The following is a 17144-nucleotide window of genomic DNA, read 5'->3' as shown; positions in this document are numbered from 1 at the left end:
CCGGGGTGCGGGCAGGGGCGCGAGGTGACGGCTTCTGTCGGCGGTCGTGGATCAGCCGGTGGCCACGGAGGTGGACGGTATGAGCTTCTGGAGCGGGGCGATGCCCCTCGCAACGGCAGCCATCAGCCGCACCTCCCTCTTCACACGCGGCGACGACACCCCGTCGGCGTCGTCCGCAACGCCTCGAAGGTAACCCTGCGACGCTCGAACGCACCACCGGTTTTCTCCGCAGCCGTTCGCGCGGGCGGCCCGCCGGACCCGGCGCCCCCTCACGGCAACTCCCCCCTCCCCTCCGCCCCGCTCTCCCGCAGCGCCTCCAACGCCAGGGCGCGCTGGTCGGGATGGCCGTCGGCGCCGGGGAGGGTGAGGACGGTGCGGAACTGTTCGCGGGCCTCGGGGACGCGGCCCGCGGCGGAGTAGGTGCGGCCCAGGCGGTAGCGGATGTCCCTCTCCAGGCGGTCGCGGTGGGGTTCGGACAGCGGGGAGAGGGTGCGGTGGCGGGCGAGGGCCTGGTGGTGGAGGGCGGTGGCGGCGGGCAGGTTTCCGGCGCCGTGTTCGGCGGAGCCCATGCGGGTCAGGATGATCGCGTGCAGCAGAACGTCGCCGGAGCGTTGCGCCAGGTCGGCGGCGTGCCGGTAGAGCGCGCGGGCCTCGCCGAAGTGGCCGAGGTCGAGGTGGACGTCGGCGGTGGAGGCGAGGGTTTTGCTGATCATGCGGGGGCGGCCGTTGGCCTCGGCGTGGGTGAGGGCGGCCGTGTAGCAGGCCAGCGCCTGCTCGTGGCGGCTCCGGGTGTGATGGAGGGCGCCGAGGACGCACAGGCCCATGGCGTTGAGCCAGTTGTCGCCCAGGCGGCGGGCGGCGGCGAGTGCGGCGGTGAGGTGGACGAGGGCGTGGTCGGGGCGGCCCGCGTGGAGTTCGGCGGCGCCCAACCCGCCGAGGGCCCGCGCCTGTTCGCGCAGGTCCGCGCGGACGCCGTCGAGTTGCAGCACCTCGGTGAACCAGGCGCGTCCCTGGTCGTGGCGGCCCTGGTAGACGTCGGTGATGCCCATGCAGTTGCGCAGCGCCCCGGGCATCCGCGGGTCGCCGGACGCGTCGGCCTGGGCGAGCGCGGTGCGCAGCGCGCCGCGGCACTCGTGGTAGCGGCCCCGGCGGGCGAAGTAGTCGCTCAGGGCCTCGGCGGTCCAGCACGCCTGGTCGGCCTCGCCGAGCGCCGCCGCGTGCGCGACCACGTCGGCGAGTTCACCACCCGCCGCGTCCAGCCAGCCGTCCGCGTCCTGCCAGTCGGCGAACGGGGCGTCGCCGGGCCGCGGTCCGGTGGGGAAGCCGTCGGGGCCCCAGTCGCTGCTGATGCGGCCCGCGTCGAGGTACAGCCGCAGCCCCGCGGTACGGGCCGCGGCGGACTCGTCGGGGGTCTCCGCAGCGAGGCGCCGAGCGTGCGCCCGTACCAGGTCGTGCAGGCGGTAGCGGCCGGGCCCCGGCTGGTGGAGCAGGCTCGCGTCGACCAGGCTCTCCAGGAGGCGTTCGGCCTCCTGAGGCGGCCGGTGCAGCATCGCCGCCGAGGTCAGGACGTCGAACTCGACGGTCGGGGCGAGGCCGAGTGCCCGGAAGCCGCGCCGCTGCTCGGGCGCGAGATGGTCGTACGAGAGCCGGAAGGCGGCCTCCACGCTGCGGTCCCCGGCGCGCAGTTCGCCCAGCCGCCGTTCGTCGCCCGCCATCCGTTCCACCAGGGATGTGAGGGTCCAGGAGGGGCGGGTCTGGAGCCGGGCACCGGCGATGCGCAGGGCGAGCGGGAGGCCGTCGCAGAGGCGGACCAGTTGCCGGGTGGCGGCCGGTTCCCGGTCGGCGCGGGCGGCGCCGACGAGGTCGCGGAGGAGGGTCAGGCCGTCGCCGCCGCCCAGGGGTTCGAGGGTGACGCGGCGGTCGGCGTCGAGCCCGGGGAGCCGTCGGCGGCCCGCCACGAGCACCGTGCTGCCGGGACCCGCGGGCAGCAGCGGCCGTATCTGCTCGGCGCTCCGCACATCGTCGAGGACGAGGAGCAGTCGCAGGGCACTGGTCGCGGCCCGCCAGGCGGCGGTCAGGTCATCGAGGTCCTCGGCGACCTCGCTGCCGGACGCGCCGACCGAGCGCAGCAGCCGTCGTAGCACCCGCTGCGGGGCGAGGGGGCGTTGACCGGCGCTGTGGGTGCGCAGGTCGACGAAGAGACAGCCGTCGGGGTGGCGGTCGCGGAGGGCCTGGGCGGTGTGCAGGACGAAGGCGCTCTTGCCGACGCCCGCGACGCCGTCGACCGCAAGGACGGTGACACCGTCGGACACCAACTCCTCGCCGATCAGGGCGAGTTCGGGGTCCCGGCCGATGAGGCGGGTGGGTCCGGCGGGCAGGTCGTCGACGACGTGGCGGGGGCGCGGCGCCGGGCCGGGCGGAGGCATGGCGCCGGGTGGGCGGGGGCCGCGCAGCTGTCCGTCGTCGCGGCGCAGCACCGCCTGGTGGGCGCGGCGCAGCTCCTCGCCCGGATCGACGCCGAGTTCGTCGCGGAGCCGGGTGCGCATCTCCTGGTGGACGGTGAGCGCCGCGGCCTGCCGTCCGCTGCCGTACAGGGCACGCATCCGCAGCGCCGCCAGCGCCTCGTCGTACGGGTCGGCGGCGCAGAGCGCGGCGAGGCCGTCGAGGGTTTCGGCGGGCCGGCCGAGGTCGAGCAGGCAGGCCAGCCGGTCCCGTTGGAGCGCGGGGCGGTGCCGGGCGAGACGCTGCCGTTCGGCGTGGGCGAAGGGGCCCGGGAGGCCGGTCAAGGGCTCGTCGCCGAGGAGCGCGAGCGCCTCGGCGAAGCGGTCGGCGGCGGTGGCCGGGTCACCGGAGGTCCAGGCGCGGTGGGCGGCGTCGGCGTGGGCGGTCAGCTCCGCCGTGTCGAGGCGGACGCCGTCGGTGTGGAAGCGGTAGCCGCCGCGGTCGCTGCGGATCACCGAGCGCGCCGGTGGGGTGCCCGGCGGGTCGAGGGCCTTGCGCAGCGGGTAGACGTAACTGGGCAGGACCCGGCGGCCCGAGGGCGGTGGCTGCGCGCCCCATACGTCGTCGAGCAGTTGCTCATGGCTGACGCGGGTGTCCGGCCGCAGCACCAGGGCGGCCAGTACCGCCCGCCGCCGGACCGGTCCCAACTCCAGCGGCGTTCCGTCGCGCCAGGCCCGTACCGGCCCCAGCACGGCGATGCGCCAGCGCGCTTCCCCGACGGTTCCGCAGTCTCCGCTCATGCCCGTCCCCCTGTCGTCCTCAACGGAATTTCATCGGCATTTCAGCGCCCGCCGCAAGGGTGGGCGCGTCACCACCGGCACCACGGGGGGGGCACGGGGGACACGGGGGACGACGGGGCCTGGGGGAACGGCGATGGCGGGCAGTGGGCGCGTGGCATGGGGCGTGCGCCCCTGCCGTGCGCCGCGCGCCGCCACGGCGCGCTCCCGGGTGCCGGTGGGCACACCGCGCGGGGAGCCGTTTCCCGGGCGTCCGGCCCCGGGGTCCCCGGCCCCCGCGCCGCCGCCGCGGGCCTCTCGCCCGGGCGGCCGGTCCGATGGCGTCCCGAGTTTTCCGCGGCACGCGCCTCGGCCGTGCCGCCTTCCGACCTGGAGGTCATGTTGAGCGAGCACCGCACCAGCCGCCGGAACGTGCTGAAGGCCGTCGGCGGGGTCTCCGCCGCGCTGGCGCTCGGCGGGGCGGGGGTCCTGTCGGCCGCCGCCCCGGCCAGTGCGGCGCCGGGCGACGGTTCCGGGCTGCGTATCGTCCAGCGCGACGAGCACGACGCCCGGATGTGGTTCTACACATTCGCGACCGACGCGATCGGCTGGCAGCCCGCCGTCAACGTCCTGCTGCCCGACGACTACCACACCGGCGACCGCACCTACCCCGTCCTCTACCTCTTCCACGGCGGCGGCACCGACCAGGACTTCATGACCTGGGACCGGCTGCCGGAAGGCGGCATCCGCGCCTGGACCGCCGGGAAGCCACTGATCGTCGTGATGCCCGACGGCGGCCACGCCGGGTGGTACTCCGACCCGGTCAACTCCAACTCCGGGCCCCGCAACTGGGAGACGTTCCACATGGCCCAGCTGATGCCGTGGGTCGAGGCGAACTTCCGGACGTACGCGGAGCACGACGGCCGGGCCGTCAGCGGGTTCTCCATGGGCGGCTTCGGCGCGCTCAAGTACGCGGCGAAGTACCCGGACCGCTTCGCGTCGGTCAGCGCGCACTCCGGCCCGCCGAGCCTCCGCCGCGACCTGGGTGCCGTCGCCAACTGGGCGAACGTCTCCGCCGCCGCGCTGGACCTGGCGGGCGGCACCATCTACGGCGCGCCGCTGTGGGACGAGGCGAAGGTCAGCGCCGACAACCCGATGGAGCACCTGGACAGCTACCGCGACAAGCGGGTCTTCCTGGTCGCCGGGACGAGCCCCAACCCCGTCGACCCGTTCGACCTGCTCAACGAGACCGAAGTCCTGCGCGGCCAGCAGGAGTTCCGGGCCGCTCTGGACGGCGCCGGAATCGCGTACGAGGCGCACGAGGAGCCCGGCGGGCACTTCATCCGCCCCGAGCGCGCGCGGAACGACATCGACGGCATCATCGCCCGGCTCAAGAAGGCGTAAGCCGTCGGCGACCTCCGCTCCCGGGCCGCCCGGCCGGGCCCGGGAGCGGACCGTCGCGCCTCACGCCGCGCCGTCGCCCGGCCCGGTCGGCGCGGTGAAGTAGCCGCTGGGGGTGGTGCCGAGGGTGCGGCGGAACATCGCGGTGAAGGCGCTGGGGGTGGCGTAGCCGAGGGCTCCGGCGACGGCGGTGACGGGGGTGCCGGCGGCCAGCAGGGTGACGGCGTGGAGCAGGCGGGCCTGCTGGACCCAGCGGGCGGGGCTCATGCCCGTCGCGGCGGTGAAGCGGCGGTGCAGTCCGCGGGGGCTGAGGTGGGCGCGGGCGGCGAGGTCGGCGGTGGACCAGCGGGCGCCCGGGTCGCGGCGGACGGCCGCGCAGACCTCGTCCAGCTGGGCGTCGCCGGGCGCCGGGAGGTGCAGCGCGGGGAGCGGTTCGGGGGCGAGCTGGAGGAGGAGCAGCCGCATCAGGGCGCCGTCCCGGCCGTCGGGGTCGTAGGCGACGGGGATGCGGGTCGCCTCGTCGATGAGTTCGCGCAGCAGCGGGGAGACGGGCACCACGGCCGGGGCGGCGGTGAGGTGTCCGGCGGCCGCGGGGTCGACGTAGAGGGTGCGCAGGGCGACCGCCCCGGCGCAGGTCATCGCGTGGGTGAGCCCGGCCGGGAGCCAGGCGGCGCGGGTGGCGGGGACCACCCAGGTGCCGTGCGGGGTGGTGACGGTGATCGCGCCGGTCGTGCCGTAGAGGAGTTGGTGGCGGCGGTGGCGGTGCGGCGGGATGTGGTGGCCGTCGGGGAGGTCGCGGGCCATCGCGGCCAGTGGCCGGGGGACGTGCTGGTAGTCGTCCCGGTCCTCGCTCTTGCCGTACACCGTGCCCGCTCCTTTCCGCCCGGCGGGTGGCGGCCCGCCGTCCCGGCCGCTTCTCGACAGGGGACGGCCGGGGCTCGAAAGTATGCCGTGCGGCGGCGCCCTAGCGTCGGGGGCTGTGAGCCATTCTCTTCCTTCTGCCCAGGTCAGCGACGGTGTGCCGGGCGGCCGTACGGTGCGCGGCGGCCGGTCGCCGGTGCCGCTGCTCGCGGTCGCCGCCGCCGTCACGGCCGCCAATGTCTATCTCAACCAACCGCTCCTGGACGCCATCGCCCGGTCGCTGGGCGCCGACGCCGGGACGCTCGGGGCGCTGCCGACCGTCACACAGGCGGGGTACGCGGCGGGCATTCTGCTGCTGGTACCGGCGGGCGACAGTCACGACCGGCGGCGGCTGATCCTCACGCTGGGGTGGGGGTCGGCGGCGGCGCTCGCGGTGTGCGCGGTGGCGCCGTCGGTGTGGTGCCTGCTCGTGGCGGGCTTCGCGCTCGGGGTGCTGTCGCCGGTGCCGCAGCTGCTCACGCCGCTCGCCGTGGCGCTGGCGGACGCGTCGGGCGGCCCGGCGGCGGGCCGGGGCCGGATCGTCGGCACGGTGCAGGGCGGGCTGCTCGTCGGGGTGCTGGCCTCGCGCGCGTACGCCGGGGCGCTGGCGGAGCTGGCGGGCTGGCGGACCGTGTACGGCGTCTCGTGCCTGGCCACGCTGGGGCTGATGGCCGTACTGCGGCGGGCGCTGCCGCCGCTCCCGGCGGCCGGGGGTCCCGGCTACCGCGCCACCCTCGCCTCGCTGCCCCGGCTGTGGTGGCGGCCGGTGGTGCGGGTGGTGACGGTGTCGGGTGCGCTGGTGGGCGTGGCGTTCGGCGCCTTCTGGACGACGCTGACGTTCCTGCTGGCGCACGAGCACCGGCTCGACCCGGCGCGGATCGGGCTGTTCGGGCTGGTGGCGGCGGCCAGCGCGGCCGCGTCGCCGTACGCGGGGCGGCTGGCGGAGCGGTGGGGGCGGCGCGGGGCGATGGCGGCGCTGACCGGTCTGGTGGTCGCCGGGTGGCTGGTGCTGCTGCCCGGCACCGGCTCGCTGTGGTGGGTGATCGCGGGCGTGATCGTGCTGGACGTGGGGGTGTGGGGCGGGCAGGCCACCACCCAGACGGTGCTGTTCCGCCTCGATGCGGCGCAGCACAACCGCCTCAACACCCTCTATTTCACGCTGCGTTTCCTGGGGATCGCGGCCGGTTCGCTGTGCGGTGCGCTGGCCTGGACGGCGGGCGGCTGGCCCGCGGTGGTGGCCACCGGGTGCGCCGCCGCACTCGCCGGGCTCCTCGTCGGGCTGCTGCCGGTCGGTGACGCGGGCCGGTGAAGGTGCTGTGCTGGACGAGCACCTGGCCACGGTCTGCACGCTCCGCGGCGGGAGGATCGCGCGGATCGAGACCTACCTCTCCGATGTGCCCGGGATGAACGCCTTCTTCGTCTGACACCGGGGGCGCACGGTACGTCCGCGAGGCCCGGTCCGCCGCCCGGCTTGCGGCCCGTGGCGGCGCCGGGCAGACAATGGTCCCGGCAGGGACGAAGAGGGACGGAACGGAACAGAACGAAGGGGGCCCGCGCCCCGGGAGCCGTCCCGCCCCCGTGCCACCCGCCCACGGACGCCGGACGATCGGAGAGGGCCGTGACCACGACACCACCCCCGCCCGAACACGGGCACCCGGACCCGGCCGACGCCCCCCAGGCGCCGGGGGAACCAGCCAGGCGCACCCCGGCCGGGCATCCGCCCGAAGGGCATCCGGCCGCGGTCGGGCGCCCGGTCCGCCCGGCCCGGCGCGCGCCCTGGTGGCACCGCACCGCCCGGCTCGCGCTGCCCGCCGGGATACTGGCGGCCGCTCTGCTCCTGACCGGTTTCCTCACCCGGCCGTACCAGGGCGCGCCCGCCGCCGCCGAGGCCCGCACCGGGCTGCTGCCGCTGCCGTTGCACGAGCCGGGGCCCGACCCGTTCACCGCGTCGGTGGCCCGGCGGACCGGCCCCCCGGCGCCGCACGCCGCCCCGCGCCGCCCCCAGACCGTCCGCGACCTCCCCGGGTCGCTGCACGGCCTCTACGGCGGCAGGCGCTCCACGGCCTCCTGCGACACCGGCCAGCTGATCCGGTATCTGCAGGCCGATCTCGGGCGGGCCGCCGCGTTCGCCGACACCGAGGGCATCGAGGACTCGGCCCTCCCGGAGGCGGTGCGTGCCCTCACCCCCGTCGAGCTGCGGTACGACACCCAGATCACCGCCCACGGCTTCCTCGACGGCGAGGCCACCGACTACCAGGCGGTGATGCAGGCCGGGACCGCGGTGCTCGTCGACGGGCACGGGGTGCCGCGGGTCCGCTGCGTGGGCGGCAACCCGCTGACGCCGCCGGTCGAGCTGAAGAAGTCGCCGCCCGCCGAGGGCCAGGCGTGGCCGGGGTACGACCCGGGCCGCACGATCGCGGTGCGGCAGACGTCGGCGGAGGTGACGGACTTCGTCCTGGTCGACCCCACCACCGGGCGCCAGTTCGTCCGCCCGCGCGGGACCACCGGGGACGCCGACCGCACGGCGCCGTGAGAGCCGCCCGCCGCGCTCCGGCCCGACGCCGTGCGGACCGGGGGCGGCGGCAGCATGATGGAGGGACCCGAAGTGAGCGTCGGCCGTGGCCGGGCGGTGAGCAGGTGTCCGGGAGGGCCGGAAGAGGAGGAATCCGTGAGCGCTGACGACGAGGGATCGACCACCGAGCGGCCGAAGGAACTGTTCACCGGCGGCGAGCGGCCGTTCGACGCCGAGGATCTGGTGCGGGCGTCGGGGCGGGAACCGAACCCCGAGAGCCTGGAGTGGGCACGGCGCATGATCGACGAGAAAGGGGCCGCCGCCCTCGAACGCTATCTGCCATGAGCGGCGGCGACGCGGACGCGCTCCGCGCTCCCGGGCCACTGCGCCCCCGGGAGGCGCGGAGCACCGCTGTAACGGCCTCGCCCGCGAGGGTCAGCGCGACGGCCACTGACCCTCGCGGGCGAGGCCGTAAGGGGCCGCCGGGCACCCGAACACCGCTCACACGATCAGCTGTTCTCCCGTGATTCGACACCGACACGGAGGCATTTCGGGCGTAATGTCCCCCTCGCGGCAATGGGCGTCATTGCACGTCGAGAACAGGAGACCTCCCATGTCCATGAGCGGCACCCTCGCACGCGGCAAGAAGTTCGGCACCACCGCAGGCGCGCTGGCCGCGGCCGCCGCCCTCGGCTCCACACTGCTCGGCGCGGCCCCGGCCCAGGCGGCCGTCGCGCAGCCGTACGGCAAGGTCCTCTCGGCCACCGGCATGAAGGAGCGCCGGTACCCGAGCACGGACGCTCCCGCCACCGGCTATCAGCGCCACGGCGCGCAGGTCGGGCTGCGTTGCAAGGTCCGTGCGCAGAACGTCGGCGGGAACGACGTCTGGTACCAGCTGCGCGACCGCGCGGCCTGGGTCGCCGCCAAGTACGTCGCCAACACCGGCCCCGTGCCGTTCTGCAAGGACGTGCAGCGCTTCCGGACCGCGGACGGCGCCGCGCACCAGGGCGCCCGGGGCTGACCGCTCCCGCACGGTCGCCCCGGGACATGCCCGTGGCCCGGCACCCCCTCGGTGCCGGGCCCTCACGCGTCCGGGTGGCGGGCCGGACCCCCGCCGCCCCGGACGCCGGGCCGCCTTCCCCCGTGGACGGCCCCGGCACGGGCGCCGGACCCTCCCCCGTCGGGCCCCGCGTCCGTGCACCCGGTGCGTCCGCCCCCGCGGCCGCCCGGGATCTGGCCGGGCCTTCTCCCCCGTGGCGCATCGGCGAAGGCCCGTACGGAAGAGGCTGGCCGCGGCGGGTTGCCGTTCGCTGAACGTTGCGTCAACGCTCTTGTGGGGCGGGGCCGTTCGTGGGTCAGGTGGCCGGGGTGCCGCCGACTCGGAGGGTGAGGTCGCGGGCGGTGCGGGCGACCTCCTCGGCCAGCCGGGCGCGCTGGGCGGCGTCCACCTCGGCCGCCGGGAAGGTCGTCGCCACCCCGGCGATCGGATGCGCCCCGTGATCGAGGACCGGCGCCGCCACCGACGAGAACCCGGCGGTGACCTCGCCCTCCTCCGTGGCGTAGCCGCGCCGCCGCACCTCGACGAGCAGCTGGTGCAGCGCGGACAGCGACCGTGGCCCGGTGCCGGTGCGCTCCACGAACACCGACGGGTCCGGGAACAGCGCCCGCACCTGCGCCCGCGCGAGGCGGGCCAGCATCGCCCGGCCGCTGGCGGTCAGATGCGCGGGGAGCCGCACCCCTACCTCGGTCACCAGCGGCGGCCGCCCCAGGGCCCGTTCCTCGATGACGTAGATGACCTCGCGGCCGTGCAGCACCGCGAGATGGGCGCTGTGGCCGGTGCGGTCCACGAGTCCGGCGAGCGGCACGCGGGCCAGCCGGGCCAGCGGCGCCTGGCGGCTGTAGCCGGAGCCGAGTTCGAAGGCGCTGACGCCGAGGCCGTAGCGGCGCTCGTCCGCCAGATGCACCACAAAACCGTCGTGCACGAGGGTGTCGAGGAGGTGGTACGTCGTGGAGCGGGGCAGCCCCACGTCACGGCTGATGGCGGCGGCCTGGACCGGGCCGGCCTGCCGGGCGAGATAGCGCAGTACGGCCAGGACCTGGGCCGCCGCGGGCACGATGGACATGCGGTGACGCTACCGCCGTCTTGTCGGCGAGACGCCCCGGCGCCCGCCCAATGTCTTGGATCCCAGACACAAGACCCGCGGCGGACATGGCGGAACCCTTGTCACCCGGTGCTTCATGGAGACATGAACCACGTTCTCGTTGACGTCGGCCCGCTCAGCGCCGACGATGTCGTGTCCGTCGCCCGCCACGGTGCCCCCGTGGAGATCTCGGCGGCGGCCCAGCAGGAGATCGGCCAGAGCCGGAAGGTCGTCGAGGCGCTGGCCGACGACGTCACGCCGCACTACGGCGTCTCCACCGGCTTCGGTGCCCTCGCCACCCGTCACATCCCCACCGAGCTGCGCGCCCAGCTCCAGCGCAGCCTGGTCCGCTCGCACGCCGCGGGCTCCGGCCCCGAGGTGGAGCGCGAGGTGATCCGGGCGCTGATGCTGCTGCGCCTGTCCACCCTCGCCACCGGCCGTACCGGCGTCCGGCCGGAGACGGCGCAGGCGTACGCGTCGCTGCTGAACGCGGGCATCACGCCCGTCGTGCGGGAGTACGGCTCGCTCGGCTGCTCCGGCGACCTGGCGCCGCTCGCACACTGCGCGCTGGCGGTCATGGGCGAGGGCGAGGTCCGCGACGCCACGGGCGAGCTGCGGCCGGCCGCCGTGGCGCTGGCCGCCGCCGGGATCACCCCGGTCGTGCTCCAGGAGAAGGAGGGCCTGGCCCTCATCAACGGCACCGACGGCATGCTGGGGCAGCTGATTCTCGCCCTGCACGACCTGCGGACGCTGCTGGCCACCGCCGACATCGGCGCGGCGATGAGCGTCGAGGGACAGCTCGGTACGGACGCGGTGTTCGCCGCCGACCTCCAGGCGCTGCGCCCGCACCCGGGGCAGGCCGACAGCGCCGCCAACCTCCGCGCGGTGCTGGCCGACTCGGCGATCGTGGCGAGCCACCGCGGCCCGGAGTGCACCCGGGTCCAGGACGCGTACTCGCTGCGCTGTTCGCCGCAGGTGCACGGCGCCGCGCGGGACACCGCCGCGCACGCCGCGCTGGTCGCCTCGCGGGAGCTGGCGAGCGCCGTCGACAACCCGGTGGTGACACCCGACGGGCGGGTGGCGAGCAACGGCAACTTCCACGGCGCGCCGGTCGCCGCCGTCCTCGACTTCCTCGCCATCTCCGTCGCCGACGTCGCCTCGGTCGCCGAGCGCCGTACCGACCGCTTCCTGGACGTGGCGCGTAACCACGGGCTGAACGCCTTCCTCGCCGACGACCCGGGCGTGGACTCCGGCCACATGATCGCGCAGTACACCCAGGCGGCCATCGTCTCGGAGCTGAAGCGGCTCGCCGCGCCCGCGTCGGTCGACTCGATCCCCTCCAGCGCGATGCAGGAGGACCATGTGTCGATGGGCTGGTCCGCGGCGCGGAAGCTGCGCAAGGGCGTCGACGGGCTCACCCGGGTGATCGCGGTGGAGCTGCTGACCGCCGCCCGCGCCCTGGATCTGCGCGCCCCGCTGACGCCGTCCCCGGCCACCGCCGCGGTCGTCGCCGGGCTCCGCCGCGACGTCCCCGGCCCGGGCACCGACCGCTACCTGGCCCCCGAGATCGAGGCCGCGGTCCGCTACGTCGCCTCCGGCGAGGCGCTGCGCGCCGCGGAGGCCGTCACCGGCCCGCTGCACTGACCCGGCTCCTCCCCCGCTCTCTCCACAGACGCACACCGATCTCTCTCACGGAAAAGGACTCACCATGCACGGTGCACGACCGGTACGGGCCACCCGTGGCACGCAGCTGAGCACGCTGGGCTGGCAGCAGGAAGGCGCCCTGCGCATGCTGCAGAACAACCTGGATCCCGAGGTGGCGGAGCACCCCGACAACCTGGTCGTCTACGGGGGCACCGGTAAGGCCGCCCGGGACTGGCGCTCGTTCGACGCGATGGTCCGCACGCTGAAGACCCTCAAGCAGGACGAGACGATGCTCGTCCAGTCGGGCCGCCCGGTGGGCGTGATGCAGACCCACGAGTGGGCGCCGCGGGTGCTGCTCGCCAACTCCAACCTGGTCGGCGACTGGGCGAACTGGGAGGAGTTCCGCCGCCTGGAGCAGCTGGGCCTGACGATGTACGGCCAGATGACCGCCGGGTCGTGGATCTACATCGGCACCCAGGGCATCCTCCAGGGCACGTACGAGACGTTCGCCGCGGTCGCCGCGAAGAAGTTCAACGGCACGCTGGCCGGGACGATCACCCTCACCGCCGGTCTCGGCGGCATGGGCGGCGCCCAGCCGCTGGCCGTGACGATGAACGACGGCGTCGCGATCTGCATCGACTGCGACCCGCGCGCCATCGAGCGCCGCATCGAGCACCGCTACCTCGATGTGAAGGCCGACAGCCTGGAGCACGCGCTCCAGCTGGCGACCGAGGCCCGTGACCAGCGCAAGCCGCTCTCCATCGGCCTGCTGGGCAACGCCGCGGAGCTGCTGCCGCGGATGCTCGCCGAGGGCGCGCCGATCGACATCGTCACCGACCAGACCTCGGCCCACGACCCGCTGTCGTACCTCCCGGTCGGCGTCGACTTCGCGGACATGCAGTCGCTGGCCGCGAAGGACCCGGCGGGCTTCACCACCCGGTCCCGTGAGTCGATGGCCCGGCACGTCGAGGCGATGGTCGGCTTCCTGGACGCCGGGGCCGAGGTCTTCGACTACGGCAACTCGATCCGCGGTGAGGCGCAGCTGGCGGGCTACGAGCGGGCGTTCGCCTTCCCCGGCTTCGTCCCGGCGTACATCCGTCCGCTGTTCTGCGAGGGCAAGGGCCCGTTCCGCTGGGCGGCGCTGTCCGGTGAGGCGTCGGACATCCACAAGACGGACAAGGCGATGCTCGACCTCTTCCCGGAGAACGAGTCACTGCACCGCTGGATCAAGATGGCCGGCGAGCGGGTCCACTTCCAGGGCCTGCCCGCCCGTATCTGCTGGCTCGGCTACGGCGAGCGGGACAAGGCCGGTGAGCGCTTCAACGACATGGTGGCCTCCGGTGAGCTCCAGGCGCCGCTGGCCATCGGCCGTGACCACCTGGACTGCGGTTCGGTCGCGTCGCCGTACCGCGAGACCGAGGCGATGAAGGACGGTTCGGACGCCATCGCGGACTGGCCGCTGCTCAACGCCATGGTGAACGTCGCCTCCGGCGCGTCCTGGGTCTCCCTCCACCACGGCGGCGGCGTCGGCATGGGCCGCTCGATCCACGCGGGCCAGGTCTGCATCGCGGACGGTACGCCGCTGGCGGGCGAGAAGGTCCGCCGGGTGCTGACCAACGACCCGGGCATGGGCGTGATCCGGCACGTGGACGCCGGTTACGACATCGCCGAGAACGTCGCCACCGAGCGCCACGTCCGCGTCCCGATGCGGGAGGACGACGCCTCCGCGTGACCCTCGTGGTCGTCCATGACGCCCGCACGGCGCAGGGTTCCTGCGCCGTGCGGGCGTTTGGTGTGCGGTAGGTCTGGTACGGGGAGGGCGCCGGGGCCCTTGCCCCGTACGGCCAGGGGTGTGCGGGCACGGAAAAGGCCCCGCTCCACGCCTGGCACGGGCACGTGGAGCGGGGCCTGGGAAAGCCCTGGGGAAACGCCGGGTGCGGCTACTCGGCGGCGGTGGGCGCGACGGAGGTACGGGCCTCCGCGTCCGGGCCGTCCTCGGAATCGGCGGGCCCGGTGGCGGTCGCGGGCCCGGTGGCGGTCGCGGCAGCCGGGGTCACCGCCCGGGCGGCCTCGCGCGGGCGGAGCCAGACGCGGTGGATGACCGCCAGCAGGACGAGCCACACGGCGCCGACGATCAGCGCGACGCGGGTGCTCGCGGAGAAGGCCAGCAGCACCATCACCGCCGTCATGAAGACGACCGCGATGATCTGCCCGTAGGGCCAGAACGGCGCGGGGTAGTCGAGCGCCGCCTCCTCCTCGGGACGCATCGCGCGGCGCGCCTTCATCTGCGTCAGCAGGATCATCAGCCAGACCCAGACGGTCGCGAACGTCGCGATCGAGGAAATGATGAGGAAGATCCGGTCGGGAATCAGGTAATTGAGCAGAACGCCCAGCAGCAGCGCACCGATCATGATCGTGACGGTCATGACCGGCACTCCGCTGCGGGAAAGCTTCCGCATCACCTTCGGCGCCTGGCCTCGCTCGGCCATTCCGTACATGATGCGGCCCGCGGCGAAGATGTCGCTGTTGATGGCGGAGAGCGCCGCGACCACCACGACGATATTCAGCACGGTCGCGGCGGATTTGATGCCGAGGCCGACGAAGATCTGCACGAACGGGCTGCCGTCGGAGCCGACGTTTTCCCAGGAATTCAGCGACATGATGACCGCGAGGGTCAGGACGTAGAAGAGCACGATGCGCACGGGAATGGAGTTGACCGCGCCCGGAATCGTCTTTTTCGGGTCCTCCGCCTCACCCGCGGTGACGCCGATGATCTCGGTGCCGCCGAAGGCGAACATCACCACCGCGAAGGAGAGGATGAAGCCCTGGGTGCCCTGGGCGAAGAATCCGCCGTGGGACCAGAGGTTGGATATCCCGGTATGCGCGCCTCCACCGCCCTTGAAGCCGATGACCAGCACCACAGCCCCGGCGATGATCATCGCGACGATGGCGACGACCTTCACCAGCGACAGCCAGAACTCCATCTCCCCGAAGACCTTGACATGGAAGAGATTGAGCACGCCGATGACGAGAATCGCCGCCAGCAACCAGATCCAGCGCGGTACGTCGGGAAACCAGAAACCCATGTAGACGCCGAGCGCGGTGATGTCGGCGATACAGACGATGACCATTTCGAAGGCGTACGTCCAGCCGGTGGTGAATCCGGCGAGCGACCCGAGATGCCGGGTCGCGTACTCACCGAAAGAGCCCGCGCACGGGTGGTGCACGGCCATTTCGCCGAGCGAGCGCAGCACCAGGAAAACCGCGGCACCGCCGATGAGATAAGCAAGCAGAACGGCCGGGCCGCCCGCCTGGATCGCCTCGGACGATCCGTAGAAAAGGCCGGTGCCGATGGCGGAACCGAGCGCGATGAAACGAATATGGCGCGACCGCAGGCCCCTGCGCAGCGTCGCTGTTTCGGTGGTCAAAGGATGCCCCTCCTCGGGGAATGGCACGTCCGTCCCTGACATACGGCGCACGGCCCGGCCCAACCGGCCTCCGGCGCACCTCGCAAGACCGCAAGAGCGCCTGTATATTCCTGTATAGACAGGCACGTCAAGAGGTGATCCGGTGCAGGAACAGGAGCGTGGGTCGAGCGCATCGCCCGCCGTCGGGCGGGCGCTGGACATCCTCGGCCACCTCGCCACGCGTCCCGGGCCGGTGCGTGCCGCCACGCTCGCCCGCGAGCTGGGAATTCCGTCATCCTCCGCCTACCACATCCTGGCGATCCTGATCGATCGCGGTTTCGTCGTCCATCTCCCCGAGGAGCGGGCGTACGGCCTGGGTGCCGCCGCCCTGGAGCTCGGTGCGGCACACCGCCGCCACGAACCCCTCGAACGTCTCGCCCGCCCCGTCGCGGGCGCCCTCGCCCGGCGGCTGGGGCACCCCGTGCACCTGGGCGTGCTGCACGGCGCCGAGACGGTCTACCTGCTCAAGGAGCAGCCGCCCGCCCGGCGCCACGACACCGGCCGGGCGCTCGTCACCGGCGTCGGCGTGCGCCTGCCTGCCCATCTGACCGCCACCGGCCGGGCGCTGCTCGCGCACTGCGCCGAGGCCCAGCTGCGCGCCGCCTTCCCGCGCCCCGGCGCCCTCGTCACCCGCACCGGCAAGGGCCCCCGGTCACTGACCGAGCTCCGCGCCGAGCTGGACCGGGAGCGGACCCGCGGCTGGTCGGAGGAGACCGAACTGGTCGCGCCCGGCCTCCGCTCGATCGGCGTGGCCGCCTTCGACCATCTCGGGCACCCGGTCGCCGCGCTCTCGGCCACCTGGTGCCGCCACCACCAGCCGCACGACGCGGAGCGCATCCGCGACGCCCTGCTGAGCGGCGCCGCCCGGCTGACCGCCGCCGTCTCCGGCCGCGCCCCGCACCCGCGGGCTTCCTGACCGTACCGTCACCCCGGTCACGTCCCGGAGGCCGGCCGGTCAGCGGGGGTCGAAGGTGCCCATCAGGCGGTAACGCGAGCCGGGATGCAGCAGCCGCGCGACGCTCACCAGCGCCTCGCCCGACCACGTACGGCGCTGGATCAGCAGGCACGGCTCGGACGCCGCCACCCGCAGGATCCGGCACTCGTCCGCCGACGGCAGCACCGCCTCCACGACATGCTCGCCCTTGCCCAGCGGCGCCACCTCGGACAGGAAGGTGAACGGGGTGCGCCGGGTGAAGTCCTGTTCCAGGTAGCCGGGGGCGAAGTCCGGGTGGACGTAGCGGTCCTCCAGCTGGATGGGCACGTCGTCCTCGAAGTGGACCACCTGGGAGTGGAACACCGGGGTGCCCTCGCCGATTCCGAAGCGGGCGCCGGTCTCCTGGCCCGCCGCCTCCTCGCGGACGAAGCGCACCTCGGTGCGGTGGCGGTGGCCGCGCGCGCTCACCTCGTCGGCGATGTTGTGCACCTCGACCAGCGCCGAGCTGCCCTTGTGCAGGGCGACGAAGCTGCCGACGCCCATGACGCGGCGGATCAGCCCCTGGGCGGCCAGTTCACGCAGCGCGCGGTTGACCGTCATCCGGGACAGGCCCAGCGCCTCGACGAAGCGGCTCTCCGACGGCAGGGCGTCGCCCTCCCGCCAGCGGCCGCTCATGATCTGCTCGGTCACCAGGTCCTTGACCCGCTGATACGCGGGCGTCGCCCCGGACGCGGTCGCCGCATACCGTCGCGCGAGCTCCGCCGCCTCCGCCGCCACGCCGTTTCCCGCCCTCGTCGTCGTCACCCGTACCGCTTTGCCTGCTTTGCCCGTCTGCGCGGAACCGCGCCGCGTCAGGAAGATTCTAGGGCGTGGCCGAACACTGTCTCGGATCCGAGGAGAACCGGCGTCCGCCCTGGTCCGGCGGGT

General features: G+C 74.3%; 13 protein-coding genes and 1 pseudogene. 9 read left to right on the top strand and 5 right to left on the bottom strand.

What is annotated here, in order from left to right:
• Positions 1-269: 269 nt before the first annotated feature.
• On the bottom strand, positions 270-3242 hold the full coding sequence (locus OG422_RS25045) for an AfsR/SARP family transcriptional regulator (protein WP_405745816.1): 2973 nt from the start codon (positions 3240-3242) through the stop codon (positions 270-272).
• A gap of 375 nt (positions 3243-3617) precedes the next feature.
• Between OG422_RS25045 and OG422_RS25040 the strand changes: the two genes are divergently transcribed.
• Positions 3618-4622: an alpha/beta hydrolase gene (locus tag OG422_RS25040; RefSeq protein ID WP_405745814.1), complete on the top strand. Its 1005-nt coding sequence runs from the start codon at positions 3618-3620 to the stop codon at positions 4620-4622.
• A 60-nt stretch (positions 4623-4682) separates the two neighbouring features.
• Here OG422_RS25040 and OG422_RS25035 read toward each other — a convergent pair whose 3' ends face one another.
• Complete coding sequence (locus OG422_RS25035; protein ID WP_405745811.1) at positions 4683-5483, bottom strand: helix-turn-helix domain-containing protein; 801 nt, start codon at positions 5481-5483, stop codon at positions 4683-4685.
• Positions 5484-5598: 115 nt separating this feature from the next.
• Between OG422_RS25035 and OG422_RS25030 the strand changes: the two genes are divergently transcribed.
• The 5 genes and pseudogenes from OG422_RS25030 (at position 5599) to OG422_RS25010 (ending at position 9052) form a co-directional block, all read left to right on the top strand.
• Positions 5599-6828: an MFS transporter gene (locus OG422_RS25030; RefSeq protein ID WP_405745808.1), complete on the top strand. Its 1230-nt coding sequence runs from the start codon at positions 5599-5601 to the stop codon at positions 6826-6828.
• Positions 6829-6835: 7 nt separating this feature from the next.
• Positions 6836-6943 (top strand): annotated as a pseudogene (locus OG422_RS25025) (nuclear transport factor 2 family protein); the annotation flags it as partial.
• Between the two features lie 194 nt (positions 6944-7137).
• Complete coding sequence (locus OG422_RS25020; RefSeq protein WP_405745805.1) at positions 7138-8052, top strand: DUF6777 domain-containing protein; 915 nt, start codon at positions 7138-7140, stop codon at positions 8050-8052.
• A gap of 135 nt (positions 8053-8187) precedes the next feature.
• Positions 8188-8376: a hypothetical protein gene (locus OG422_RS25015; RefSeq protein WP_143944874.1), complete on the top strand. Its 189-nt coding sequence runs from the start codon at positions 8188-8190 to the stop codon at positions 8374-8376.
• Between the two features lie 268 nt (positions 8377-8644).
• Complete coding sequence (locus OG422_RS25010; protein ID WP_405745802.1) at positions 8645-9052, top strand: SH3 domain-containing protein; 408 nt, start codon at positions 8645-8647, stop codon at positions 9050-9052.
• 334 nt (positions 9053-9386) lie between these two features.
• On the opposite strand, the gene OG422_RS25005 is transcribed toward OG422_RS25010, so the two are convergent.
• Positions 9387-10154, bottom strand: a complete 768-nt coding sequence (locus tag OG422_RS25005; protein ID WP_405745799.1) for an IclR family transcriptional regulator — start codon at positions 10152-10154, stop codon at positions 9387-9389.
• A 123-nt stretch (positions 10155-10277) separates the two neighbouring features.
• Between OG422_RS25005 and hutH the strand changes: the two genes are divergently transcribed.
• Positions 10278-11816 (top strand): histidine ammonia-lyase, encoded by a 1539-nt coding sequence (hutH, locus tag OG422_RS25000; protein WP_405745796.1) that lies wholly within the window; start codon positions 10278-10280, stop codon positions 11814-11816.
• Positions 11817-11880: 64 nt separating this feature from the next.
• The gene (hutU, locus tag OG422_RS24995; protein WP_405745794.1) at positions 11881-13548 is read left to right on the top strand and encodes a urocanate hydratase; all 1668 of its coding nucleotides are present in this window, start codon (positions 11881-11883) and stop codon (positions 13546-13548) included.
• A 208-nt stretch (positions 13549-13756) separates the two neighbouring features.
• Here the strand turns inward: hutU and OG422_RS24990 are convergent, their stop codons facing one another.
• Positions 13757-15244 carry an amino acid permease gene (locus tag OG422_RS24990; protein ID WP_405745792.1) on the bottom strand — a complete coding sequence of 496 codons (1488 nt, stop codon included), beginning with the start codon at positions 15242-15244 and terminating at the stop codon, positions 13757-13759.
• Between the two features lie 142 nt (positions 15245-15386).
• On the opposite strand from OG422_RS24990, the gene OG422_RS24985 reads away from it, so the two are divergent.
• Positions 15387-16199 carry an IclR family transcriptional regulator gene (locus OG422_RS24985; RefSeq protein ID WP_405745789.1) on the top strand — a complete coding sequence of 271 codons (813 nt, stop codon included), beginning with the start codon at positions 15387-15389 and terminating at the stop codon, positions 16197-16199.
• Positions 16200-16238: 39 nt separating this feature from the next.
• Here the strand turns inward: OG422_RS24985 and hutC are convergent, their stop codons facing one another.
• Positions 16239-17021: a histidine utilization repressor gene (hutC, locus tag OG422_RS24980; protein WP_251076685.1), complete on the bottom strand. Its 783-nt coding sequence runs from the start codon at positions 17019-17021 to the stop codon at positions 16239-16241.
• Between the last annotated feature and the right edge of the window lie 123 nt (positions 17022-17144).

This window comes from Streptomyces sp. NBC_01525, assembly GCF_045040405.1.
Classification (GTDB): domain Bacteria; phylum Actinomycetota; class Actinomycetes; order Streptomycetales; family Streptomycetaceae; genus Streptomyces; species Streptomyces benahoarensis.
This window is presented reverse-complemented; position numbering and strand designations above follow the sequence as displayed.